The 12,333-nt window shown below is 65.6% G+C and carries 7 protein-coding genes and 3 pseudogenes; 1 reads left to right on the top strand and 9 read right to left on the bottom strand.

What is annotated here, in order from left to right; genetic code table 11:
- The 9 genes and pseudogenes from EBN03_RS33240 to EBN03_RS33205 form a co-directional block, all read right to left on the bottom strand.
- Positions 1-708 (bottom strand): annotated as a pseudogene (locus EBN03_RS33240) (hypothetical protein); the annotation flags it as partial.
- Positions 709-1,588: 880 nt separating this feature from the next.
- Positions 1,589-2,956: a S1 family peptidase gene (locus EBN03_RS33235; protein WP_122192138.1), complete on the bottom strand. Its 1,368-nt coding sequence runs from the start codon at positions 2,954-2,956 to the stop codon at positions 1,589-1,591.
- Between the two features lie 108 nt (positions 2,957-3,064).
- Positions 3,065-4,021 (bottom strand): Ig-like domain-containing protein, encoded by a 957-nt coding sequence (locus EBN03_RS35650; protein ID WP_122192137.1) that lies wholly within the window; start codon positions 4,019-4,021, stop codon positions 3,065-3,067.
- A 1,083-nt stretch (positions 4,022-5,104) separates the two neighbouring features.
- Positions 5,105-5,284, bottom strand: a complete 180-nt coding sequence (locus EBN03_RS35415; protein ID WP_233608809.1) for a hypothetical protein — start codon at positions 5,282-5,284, stop codon at positions 5,105-5,107.
- A gap of 56 nt (positions 5,285-5,340) precedes the next feature.
- A pseudogene (locus tag EBN03_RS35960) lies at positions 5,341-5,757 on the bottom strand (LysR substrate-binding domain-containing protein); the annotation flags it as partial.
- Between the two features lie 237 nt (positions 5,758-5,994).
- Complete coding sequence (locus EBN03_RS33220) at positions 5,995-6,234, bottom strand: hypothetical protein (protein ID WP_122192135.1); 240 nt, start codon at positions 6,232-6,234, stop codon at positions 5,995-5,997.
- 266 nt (positions 6,235-6,500) lie between these two features.
- Positions 6,501-8,489, bottom strand: a complete 1,989-nt coding sequence (locus EBN03_RS33215) for a glycoside hydrolase family 5 protein (protein ID WP_199743082.1) — start codon at positions 8,487-8,489, stop codon at positions 6,501-6,503.
- Between the two features lie 394 nt (positions 8,490-8,883).
- Positions 8,884-9,756 (bottom strand): Ig-like domain-containing protein, encoded by an 873-nt coding sequence (locus tag EBN03_RS33210; RefSeq protein ID WP_147471799.1) that lies wholly within the window; start codon positions 9,754-9,756, stop codon positions 8,884-8,886.
- Between the two features lie 987 nt (positions 9,757-10,743).
- Entirely contained in the window at positions 10,744-11,100 is a 357-nt protein-coding gene (locus EBN03_RS33205; RefSeq protein ID WP_122192133.1) for a hypothetical protein, read from the bottom strand.
- Between the two features lie 549 nt (positions 11,101-11,649).
- Here EBN03_RS33205 and EBN03_RS33200 point away from each other — a divergent pair.
- Positions 11,650-12,333: pseudogene (locus EBN03_RS33200) on the top strand (hypothetical protein); the annotation flags it as partial.

The following is a 12,333-nucleotide window of genomic DNA, read 5'->3' as shown; positions in this document are numbered from 1 at the left end:
CGGCACGGCCGGTTTCGTGGTGGTCGTGGTGACCGGCGGCTTGGTGGTCGTGGTCACGGGCGGTTTGGTCGTCGTAGTGGTCGGCGGCTGGGTCGTCGTGGTGGTCGGCGACTGGGCCGAGCCGAGCGATCCCAGGATCACGCGCACGAACCCCAGGAAGTCTGGCAACTGCAGGCCTTGCCCCTGAGCGGTAGCGTCGGTGCTCAACGCGATGTCGTTGGCGACCGGGTCGATCGCGGCACCAGCGACGTGACCGGACAGCTCCACGGGGCGATTGCGGATCCAGTCGCCCAACTGGCCGAGCTGGTCGAGCAGCGTGCGCTCACTGTGCTGCTGATCCTTCACCCGATACCCGGCAGCCTCGACAGCGGTACGGGCAGCGGCCTTGTCCGCCCCGTCGGCCAGACCGACCATCGGCGTGCCGTCGGCATCGAGCCAAGCGCCCGCGAACGAGTCGGGGAAGGTCGCGCGCATCGAGTCGGCGAACGCCACCAGGTTCTGGCCGGTCTCTGCCCGGTCGAGGTACTGGGCCGGGCTGAGTCCGAGATCGCGCTGGATCGCGGCCACCAGGTCCGCCGGCAGCGCGGACGCCGGCGCAGCGGGCGCCGGCGCAGCGGGCTGCGCGAGCGTGAGGGCCGCGCCGGGCACGGTCAGAAGCAGGGCCGTGGTACCGATCATCGCGGCACGGCGGGCGTGTGTACTACGCATGGGATTCTTTCGGATCGGGGTATTCGGGCATGGCCAAGGGCGTCGGGGCCGGGGCGGTGACCGAGATGGCCAGACCGCCGTCGCCTACCGATGGATGGTGGGATTATTCGGGTTCGGCGGCGCATGCGGATTGGGGGCGGTTCCATTTGCGTCATTGGGAACTACATTCGATCGCGATCATTTCCGCTCGCATCGGGAAATGCTAGAACCCGGCGGAATAAAAGAGAAATCACTGTGTGCAGATTTTCCACAAGCAATTATTGTAGTTCCTCGTAGGCCGGACCTCGCTGAACAATAGCAGCCGGGATCAGGTGCGTCAGCTGGCTGACGATTGCTTGCGCCAGAGCGTTTGCCACGAAACCCTTAGGGATTCTCCTTCATTCGAACCGTAATTCGGCACATCTCACCCCGCGATGAGGGATACGGTGCGAGACGAGCCTTGTGGCGAGCAGTGCCGCTCACCACGAAAACAGTATCGGCGGAAATCAGACAAGGGAAACCACTGTTTGCAGATTACCGACCACGAATCATTGTGGATCTCCGATCACAGATCCGCACGCACGGTGCGGTCCGCGAAATCGAGCTTCTGCTTCCAGCCCTGATTGTGCGAGCGGCAGGTCGGGGCGGATCCGCCAACCGTGCCCACGCCCGGCTGCGTGGCCTGAGTGAGCGGGCATTCGAACAGCTCAAGACCTAGAAAAATCTTGTGAAACTACACTGCAGCCCACACAAAGCCGATCGACTCGCCCGAGCCATCCACGTACTGCAGGCCCGGCAGCTTCACGCAGCCGGCCTGCACGATGAAAAAGGCTCACTGAACACAGTTGATGGTGTGGCACCGCTGCGCGGTGCCACACCATCAACTCACTTCGGGAAGAAGCTAGTTGGTCCGAACCTTCAGGCCGGCGTCTGCCGCGAGGATCGCCTTGATCGGCGTCGCCCACACGTTGGTGTAATGCCAGTTGTCGCAGTCCGCCTGAGTCGGACTGTCACCGGCGCTCGAGATGCCCAGTGCCATGGTCCCGGTCACGACGGGTCCACCGCTGTCGCCCGGCAGCGCGCACGCGACGGTCGCGACGAAGGAATCTTTCAGGGTGCGATAGTCGTCGATGACAAGGGTCTGATTGACGTCGGAGATGGTGCCGCAGTTGAAGCCGGCCTTCTCGCCGGACTTGCACACCGGCGCCCCGACCAGGGGATCCGCGATGCCGGTGATCGGCAGCGGGTCCCCGCCCGGGACGCGAACGAAATTGTTCTTGAACCGGCCGGCGACCTCTTTGTCGATTTTGATGACCGAGAAGTCGACGTTATCGGTGACTGTTTTGTCGAAGGTGCCGAAGCGAGGGGTGTGCACAGAGCCGTCGTGCGAATTCCCCTCGTAGGCGACCGTGGCGTCGGGCGTACCCGCGTTCTGTCCGTTCGGATCACAGTGTCCAGCGCTGATGTTCACCACATTGCCCGAATGGTCGGTGCCATTGAAACCGAGCGAGCAGGCGTTGAGGCCGTCGGCGCTGTAGGGGTCGCCACCGAGCATGGCATCGTGGGCCGGCGGCTGGGGTGCTGTCGTGGTCACCGGCGGTTCGGTCGTCGTGGTGGTCGGCGATGTAGTAGTCGTGGTCACCGGCGGTGCAGTAGTCGTGGTGACCGGCGGCTGAGTCGTCGGTTGTTGGGCCGAGCCGAGCGATCCCAGGATCACGCGCACGAACCCCAGGAAATCGGGCAACTGCAGGCCCTGCCCCTGCGCGGCTGCGTCGGTCTTCAACGCGATGTCGTTGTGGACCGGGTCGATCGAGGCGCCCTTGACGTGACCGGACAGCTCCGAGGGAAGATTCCGGATCCAGTCGCTCAACTGGCCGAACTGGTCGAGCAGCGCGCGCTCGCTGTGCTGCTGGTCCCTCACCTGATAGCCCGCGGCCTCGACCGCGGTACGGGCGGCGGCCTTGTCGATTCCGTCGGCTAGACCGACCATCGGCGTGCCGTCGGCATCGAGCCAAGCGCCCGCGAAGGACTCGGGGAAGGTTGCGCGCATCGAGTCGGCGAACCGCACCAGGTTCTGGCCGGTCTCCGCCCGGTCGAGGTACTGAGCCGGGCTTAGTCCGAGATCGCGCTGGATCGCGGCCACCAGGTCCGCCGGCAGCGCAGGCGCCGGCGCGGGGGGCTGCGCGAGTGTGAGAGCCGCGCCGGGCGCGATCAGAAGCAGAGCCGTGGTGCCGATCATCGCGGCACGGCGGACATGGGTACTACGCATGGGGTTCTTTCGGATCGAGATGTTCGGGCATGGCCAGAGCGTCGAGGCCGAGCGCGGCGACAGGGGCCAGGGGGCGGCGGCGATGCCGTGGCCGGGACAATGCGGCGATCAGGGGTGGTAGTTGATCGAGCTGCCCGCACCGAGGAAGGTGAGAACCTGAGTCAGCATGGCGCCGTAGTCGAACGGCACAGTGCCCGTAGTGGTGGTTGAGGCCGTCGTGGTGGTGGTCGGGGCCGTGGTTGTCGCCGGGGCGACGGTGACCGTGCCGGTGGTCGTGGCGGTGGCGGCGGCGGCTGATCCGCCGTAGTTCGCGGTGATGGAGTGGCTGCCGGCCGCGGTCGGGGTCCACGAGAAGGTCGCCTTGCCGGTGTTGTCCACAGTGCCGGTGCCCAGCACCGTGGAGCCGTCCGAGAACGACACCGTGCCACCGGCATTCGCCGGCGCGACCGTCGCGGTCAGCGTGGTGGCCCGGCCCACGGTAGCGCCCGCCACGGGAGCGAGGGTGACCGTCGAGTTCGCGACTGCGGTGACGGTGATGGCGGGGCCTTGGGTGTTGAAGGTGAAGGTGCCGGCTGAGGAGTTGTAGACGATGCCGTCGGTGAGGGCCGTACCGGTCGCGCAGCCGGCACCGACTGTGTACTGGGCGCTGAAGGTGACCGGCTGGGACGTGCTCGCGGTCACCTTGTAGCTGGCGGTGCTGAAATCAGCCAATACGAAGTTGGGCATGATGGACGTGGTGCGCGGATCGACGGGGTGGGCGCCGCTGTTGTCGGTCACCTTCGCCGAGTCGGTGACATAGGTCAGGCAGTCCGGGTGCCAGTCCTCGAACCAGTCGACCGTTTCGTTGGTCGAATCGGTGCGCTGGATCTGCGTGCTCACGGTGACGGTCTCACCGGCCGTGGGGGTCGCGTCGCTGATGGTGCGGGTGTAGGTGGAGGCGCCGTTGGTCCAGGTGACGGTCGCCGGAGCCGCGCCGGCGGTGCCCGCGGCAAGGGCGGTCAGCGCGCCGAGCGCGAGGGTCGTGGCAGCGCCCGCGGTGGCGCGAGTGAAGGCTCGATGAGTCATGACAATGTCCTGTTTCGCTGAAAGCACTGAGCGGTGAGCTCACATACGGTGGTCCGGCCACAGTGGCCGAGAGGTGGAGCGCCGAGCACGGTCCTGAGGACCCGGAACGAGCCAGGTTATGAGACAGTCGATTTCGCATCGGCGCGATAGCACGGGCAGAGGTGCCTGGTCCAGGTGGTCGGACCGGCCGGCCCGACAGGCCGTACCTGGTCGGCAAGAACCGGGTACGGCCGAGGGCGGGCGCGAGGAAGAGCACGCCCGCCCTGCGTCGAGTCAGACGGTCTTACCCGAAAGGCTGCCGAGCACCATCTTCTGCAGCTGGCCGAGCAGTGCCTGCACGATGAATTGTTCCGCGGAACCCATGATTTCTTTCCTTCTTTCCATCGAGACCGGTACGCCTCCTATCGAGCATCGGACTGTGGGATACGAAGCAAGCCGGGTGTAAGCTGCTCTCGTGGAATACCTTAGGGGTAGCTGAGAGCGAACAGAAACCACTCTTCGTGATGCCTCGACAATGAACTGTTGTCTAATTCCGGTCACGGACACGGCGGTACCATGCATTGAAACGCACTGCGTATCAGGCAATGAGGTGACCTCGATGCGGGGCGCGTCGAGCGTGAACGAGATCTGCTCACCGGAAAGTGGGTACCGAAAGACGAAACGATCGGAAATCATTGTTGACGGTCTGCTGACAAGCAATTGTTGTCGAATCCAGCATTCGGATGCAGCATATGGAAGGGTGGCCCACACCGAGGGGGTGGCGCCAGTTCATGCACGGCGCCACCCCCTCAGCTCACTCAGGGAACAGCCTAGTTCTTCACGCCGGAAAGCGTAGCCTGGATCAGGTGCGTCAGCTGGCCGACGATTGTTTGTGCCAGAATGTTGGCCGCGGAACCCAGCATATGAATGCTCCTTCATTCGAACCGGAAATTCGGCATATCTCACCCCGCAGGACGAGGGATGCGGGGTGAGACGAGCCTTGTGGCGATCAATTCCGCTCACTAGGGAAATAGTATCGGCGGAAATCAGACAAGGGAAACCACTATTTTTGGATTGCCGACCACGAATCATTGTGGATTCCGATCACAGCTGCGCCGGGACGATGCGGTCCGCGCAATCGGGCTTCTGCAGTCGCGCGATCAGTTCCGGATGAGCGTCGCGCACCGTGCGCGCGATGTCGACGAACGAGCGGACCAGCGGGGCCTCGTTGTCGCCGCGCCAGCCGACGGCGACCTCGTTCGGCGCGGTGTCGGCGATCGGCACCAGCCGAATCCCGGGCAGCGGGATTCGGCTGGTGCCGAGGCCACCGTAACCACCACCCCGACCCCGGTGGCGGCCTTGTGCAGCTCCTCGAGGAGCGAGTTGGATCGGGTCACGACCGGCGCGCGGCGCCCGTCACGGTGAGCCGCCAACTCCCAGAAGGCATTCCACACCGGATCGGTCGTCGCCGCGCCCAGCAGGGGTTCGTCGAGTAGCTCGTGCGCGAACACCTCGGTCCGCTGCGCCAGGCGATGATTCGCGGGCACCATGACCATCAGCGGTTCGGCGAACAACGTCTCGAACCCGATCCCGTCGTCCACGAACGGCCGCCGTGTGAACGCGACATCCACCACGCCACTGGTCAGTCCGGCCGACGGGTCCTCGTACGTGAATTGCCGCCACTCCACAGTGACTCCGGGATGTCGCTCCCGGAATGCCGACAGGATAGCGCCGACTGTCGCGATGATGCCCTTCATCGTGGACAACGCCCCCCGGGTTTCCAGGGTTCGGATCAGCCATCGGTAATCGAGGGGATCACGCCACCACACGCGAACAGCACCCCATCCCCCGCACCGATTCGCCGGCAACCTTCGAGACCGGCGATTGCTCGGTCGCGGCGATCGTTCGCTGGATCGGCCGGGCCGCAGCGGCCTTCTCCTGGACTTCGGCAACCTTCGCCGTGCAACGTTCTCCGGATCGAGTGCCGTCGGATCTCAAGCCACCAGTTCCCCGACCTGGGCGTTTCCGCGGGCGGCGAGGAAGTCGAGCAGGCAGATGCGCGGGACCGCCATGCCGCCGAGATACCCGGGGAGGGTGAACACGGCGTGCGCGCCGGAGCGCCGGCACTCGATGGTGAGCTCTGCGAACGCCTCGGGCAGGGTCGCACTCTGCGGTGAGTCCTCGTAGAAGACCGTCGCCAGTTCGTGCCCGTGGTCCGCAGCCGCCGCGTTCAAGCGCGCGGCGGTTTCCCGTAGCCGTTGGGGGGAGAGCAGGTCCGTACGCGGTCGAGACGCCGACACCGACCAGGCGGCCCGAGCTGCGCTGCTGGGTTGTGGACCCTCCGGGGACTGAAAGCGAAGGTCGTCGCTGGGTCGGGCGGTCCCAGTACCACGCGTACGAACGGCAGCTTCCCTGGCGTGGCTCGCGCCGCACCGTGGAACGGACCGAGCCCCACCCGGCGGACCGGGTGAGGCTCGATATCAGGTACAGCCGGCTATGTTCATCCGAGCGGACGGCAGTAGAGCACGTCCGGATGACCGTGACGGTTGCTGCCCCACGAGAAGCCGATACCCGCCGCGTACTCGTCGGAGTTGCACTGCCCCTTGTAGTAGCCGGGAGCGTAATCGCCACCCTCGCCGGAGGCAGGGCGGTTGTCACCCTTGTCATCCCACACGGTCCGGCCCCCGCCACCCAGCGGAATACGACTCGGGGAGCACAGGACCGCCGACATCCCGTCACCGCGCAGACTGTATCCGATCATGAATTGCCCTGTGGGGCACTGGTATTTCGTGAACCCGGTGGCCCAGTCGGTGTCCACGTTCTCTGTGTTCACCACCGTCGCCGTCGAGCCCTGGTCCTTCAGGTTGCCCTCGGTCGCGTCCGTGCACAGCCCACCCTGCCCCGTGGCGCTGATCCCGATCAGGCGCTGATCGTCGGGGCAGACCAGTTTGTGGGCGCCGCTGTCCCAATCGTAGTCGGCTTGCACCGACGCGTTGTGGTCGTCGTGGATCGCGTTGAGCATCGACCAGGTACGCACGGGCGCAACCTGGCCGGTAAGCCCGGGCGCGGCCATCAGCCGGCGGAATGCCGCGCCACGCCAGTCGTCGCTGTCGGTGACGCTGCGCATGCTGCCGTCGGTGTCGTAGCGCAGCAACGCCCAGTTGTCGCCCTGATTCTGGTGCTGGAACCCGACGATCGGCCAGTAGGCGAAGTCCAGGTCCCGGCTGATCAGATAGTCGACCATATTCGCGAACCAGGTCTTGTCCTGATCGGTCCCGTCCTTGCCGACACCGAATTCACTCACCCATACCGGAGCGGTGAAGTGCTGGTCCTGGGTGGTGGCGACGTATCCGGCCAGCTGGTCCATGGAATTGAACAGGTCATCGCGCGACATCTCCCGGAAGCGCGTGTCGTGGGTTTCACCCAGCCCGGTCGCACCGGTGTGGTTCGGGCCGATGTAGCCGTAGAAGTGCGCCGAATACACAAGCTTGTGCGAAACCTTCAACGTTTCCGACAGCCCGGCGACCGGCTTCAGCATGGGCCGCTCGTGCGGAAACAGGTCCGAGGGGATGCCGGTCCAGTTGATGCCCTCGATCATGATGAGCAGATTCGAGTTGGCACTGGTCAGGATCCGGTCGCCGGCCTGATGGGCGGCGGCCTCCCAGTCCTGGTTGTCGTCCCACCCCCAGTTGGGGTCGTTGTACGTGGTCCGCCGCACCTCGTTGCGCAGGTCCGCGCCAATGACCCCTGGATTGTCTTGGTACCGGGCGGCCATGAACGCCCAGTCGTCCACCCATTTCTGGGTGTCCTGTCCCGAATTCCAGAAATTGTTGCCGTCGTTGCCGCAGCACCAGAGCGTGGACGTGGTGTGGTTGTTGAGGATGACACCCAGACCCGCGTCGGTCAGCGCCGTGACCGCCCGGTCGAACACCTGGAGCGGCGTGAGGCCGTTGAGCTGGGCGTTCATGGTCAAACCCTGCACTGGTCGGGTGTCGGTGATCATCTCGTTCGAGAACGGAAGCCGGACACTGTTCAACCCCAGCGCACGGAAGTCCTTGACCAGCTTGTCCAGCGGGACACGATCCAGACCCAGCGGCGCCCGATGCCCGACCTCACCCGCATGGTTGTTGGCCGGGTCCTCATCGTCGCCGCTGCCGTTCCAGGTCCCGCTGGCACCGTGCCAGTTACCGGACATCAGCTTGACCCGGTTCCCGCTCGCGTCGACGATGTAGCGGCCACGAGTGCTCAGCGGCCCCTTCAACTGAGCTGTCGGCGGCGGAGTCACCGTCGTCGTCGTCGTTGTCGGCGGTGTCGTTTTCGGCGGCGTAATTGTCGTGCAATCGACCGATCCGACGATCGGGCAGGGCGCAGCATGCGCCGGCGGCGCGGAATGCGCCGCCACGGCCAACACCACTCCGGAAACCAGGGTCAGCACGGTCAGCACCCCCCACCACGGCCGCTGCGGAAAGCGGGAATAGGTCAACATCATTCGATTTCCTCGAGACACGGAGCAATCGCCAAGACCGATGCGGCGTAAGCGGAAGCGGTGGAACCGCTCGCCGCTGCGTGGCGGGGTGAACATTAGAGGCACCTGATAAATAACTGAAACAATATTTGCCGACTACGCGACCGGGTTTGATTGTCAATCACCTCGGGTCGGACCGGACGCAATATTGCCGGATGGAACGGCATGCCATGCACGCTTCCAGCGGGCCGAGAGCGAATCTCTGCGGTCGACTGACATCTGTTGATGGTAAACGGCTTCGAACCATCATCCCGTTTTGTGTGTCCTGCCAGGGCACCCGAGACGTGGGCAACTGCTACCCGGAGACCGGGGTGGCACCCCACGTGGTGCCACCCCGTTACTCACGTCGAGACAGAATCTAGTTGCCGGAGCTCAAGCCGGCGAGGAACGACGGGATTGCACTGCCGGTAGAAGTTCCGCCGCCGGCGGCGGCGACGGTGACCGTGCCGGTCGTCGTCGCCGTACCGGTGCCGGAGTAGTTCGCGGTGATCGAGTGGTGACCGGCCGCCGTCGGGGTCCACGAGAGGGTGGCAGTGCCCGAGGCGTTCACCGTACCGGTGCCCAGCACGGTAGTGCCGTCCGAGAACGACACCGTGCCACCGGCATTCGCCGGGCTGACCGTGGCGGTCAGCGTGGTGGCCTGACCCACGGTCGCGCCGGTGACGGGAGCGAGGGTGACCGTCGCGTGCGTGGCCGCGGTGACGTTGATGGCCGGGCCCTGGTTGCCGTAGTCGAAACGGCCGAGAGAGGAGAGGTACACGATGCCGTCGGTCATGGCCGAGCCGGGCGTGCAGCTGGCGCCGACCTTGTACTGGGCGCTGAAAGTGACCGGCGAGCTGGTGGCGACCATCTGGTAGTCGGTGGCGGTGAAGTCGCCCTCGATCCGGTCGGACAGGATGTTGAGGTAGGGCTCGACGGGGTTGGAGCCGCTGTCGTCGGTCACCTTCGCCGAGTTGGTGACGTAGGTCAGGCAGGCCGGGTGCATGTCCCGGAACCAGTTGATCGTCTCGTTGGTCGAATCGGTGCGCTTGATCTGGGTGCTCACGGTGATGGTCTCGCCGACGGTGGGGTTCGCGTCGCTGATGGTGCGGGTGTACGTGGTGGCACCGTGAGTCCAGGTGACGGTTCCCGGTGCCGCGCCGGCGGTGCCCGCGGCGAGCGCGGTCAGCGCGCCGATCGCGAGGGTAGCGGCGGTGCCGGCGGTGGCGCGAGTGATTGCTCGATGAGTCATGACGGTGTCCTGTTTCACTGAGGGCACTGAGCGGCGAACTCACATACGGTGGTCCGTCGGCAGCGGCCGAGAGGTGGAGCGCCGAGCACGGCCCCTCGAAACTGGAACGAGCCAGGTTGGGGGACAGTCGATTTCGCATCGGCGCGATAGCACGGGCATGAATGCCCGTTCGATAGGGCGGACTGGCCGACCCCAGAGGCCGTACCCGGTGTGCAGGTACCGGGCACGGCCGGAGAACGGGCGCGAGGAAGCGGCGCGCCCGCCTCAGCCGGATCAGGCGATCAGGCCCGAGAGGCTCCCGAGCAGCATCTTCTGCAGCTGGCCGAGCAGTGCCTGCACGATGAGCTGTTCCGCGGAACCCATAATTTCTCCTACTTTCATCGCCACCGGCGCGCCTGGTATCGAGCATGGGATCGCGATACGAAAGCGTGTCGGGTGTGAGCAACATCGCTCCCGAGAGACCCTAAACTGAGAAAAGGATGAAGAGAAACCGTTCTTAGTGGTGCTTCGACAACAAAAAGTTGTTTGATTCCGCTTGCTGATACGGCGCCGGGCAATCGAAACGCGCCTCGTACCGGGCAATGGGGTAACCGCAGTACGAAGCGCAGCGACATGAGAACCTCTTATTCGCGGATACGACCCCACGGGAAGATAAACACGATCGGAAGCTATTCACGGAAGCGGGAGCGCGACCACCGAGGCCGCAGTTGTCGTCCACCAAAGCAGACTGCCGGGGACCTCCGCCGATCTCGAACACCGGAAACCGGTCCCGGCGAGGACTCCGCTGAAGCACACCCGCACCGGACCGATCGCGGTCAGCGGGACGACACCTTCGATCGCGGTGTGGACCCAGGGACCCCGCTTCGATTGTCAACGTTCCCCACGAAAACCGCTGGTCGGCACCGTTCCCATCCTTATAATGCCCCGCCGGGGGCACACACGCCGGGGCGCTGACGCTCTCGGCGGAAACGGTTGCCCGCGTGGCGTTTACCGCCCCGGGCCGGGAACCCAGCCCTGCGCGGTGTGCGCGGGCCAGCGGTGCCACTGACCGACGGCCGGCGGCTGCTCCCCGGTTACCGACAGGTGATCGAGCTTCGTCGTGGCCCGGCACTCCTGGATGGACGTGCACTTCCCGATCACGGCGACCAGTTGCCGCCGAGGTCGCTGGCCGGTGCGCCGGTCAGTGATCACGGCGTCGGTCACCTCGATCGACTCGTCGTCCAGATTCAGCCGCCGGTAGGGCAGCTCGGCGAGCCGGGCGACGTAGACCCGGATACTGTCCGGGTCGCTGCTGACGTGCACCGCGGTGTCGCCGAGCTGACGCGGCAGCGGGTCAGGTGCCATACGGCCGGTTCGCCGGCAGTCTCACCGGCCGGATCATGTGCCTCCCGCAGACCGTTCCGCCGCGCCGGTTATCGGCCGAATGCCACCACAAACAACAACAGTCGATGGTTGTGGGTGGACACGAAACTGTGGTTTCTCTTGGAATCCGGTTCTGGCTAACCTCTGCACAGCGAGTTCGACCGCTCGCGATCAATACCCGACCGATGGAGATGAACATGGGTTCCCTGTCGCGGAGCTGAAGAAACTGCTGAGCACCGGCTCGGCCGGCACACGCACGGCCGACTGACCACCCCCATCGTGGGGCCCTGCCTGCCTCTCCCTCGGGCCGGGCGCCCGAACGAGCTACAGAAATCATGGTCGCGGCAACCGTGAGACCTCATCGCGAATAGTGCCGGAGCACTGAAAACGCTTGCATTTCATGGTGTTTCGGCGTTTCTCGACGCACACGCCAGTATTCGCGGTCCGTAGGCAGTTTCGAATAGTGCTGGGGAAATCAGCCCACCTCGCGTCGCGAGTCCTGTTCGTCTACCCGCAATCCGAAAGACCCTCATGCCTAGTTTTCCTGCTCGCCGCGCCGCGCTGATCGGCACCGCAGCGCTGCTTCTGGTCGCGCCCGCCGCGTCCCTGGTCCACGCCGAGCCCGAGGCACCAGCGCCCGCACTGCCCGCTGCGTTGGTGGCCGCGATCCAGCGCGATCTCGGGCTCACCCCGGCCCAGTACCTCGACCGGGCGGAGACCGGCCAGCAGCTGGCGGCGTTCGCCGATTCGATGCGCGCGAAGTACCCCGAGTCCTTCGCCGGTGCCTGGCTCGACCAGTCCGGCACACCGATGGTCGGTCTGGCCGCGGGGCCGGACCAGGCCGGTGCCCGCGCCGCGGTCGAGGTCGCCGGCTACCAGGTCAAGGACCAGCAGCACAACGAGCGCACACTGCTCGACCAGCTCGACCAGGTGGGCGGCTGGATCCGGAGTCTGCCGGCGGAGCAGTCCGACCACATCGGCGGCGCCTCGATCGACCCGGTCGCCAACGACATCGCGTTGAACGCCGACGCCGCCGCTGCGGACCAGGGCCTGCAGCTGCCCGACTTCCTGGGGTTCGTGCGCATGATCCTGGGAGGGCTCGGCTCGGCACAACCACCGACCACGACACCGCCGGTCACCACGACCACCAAGCCGCCCGTGACCACGACCACCAAGCCGCCGGTCACCACGACCACCACGAAACCGGCCGTGCCG

It is taken from the genome of Nocardia stercoris, from assembly GCF_003696265.1.
Classification (GTDB): Bacteria; Actinomycetota; Actinomycetes; order Mycobacteriales; family Mycobacteriaceae; genus Nocardia; species Nocardia stercoris.
Note: the sequence above shows the minus strand (reverse complement) of the source record. Positions and strands in the feature narration are given on the sequence as shown.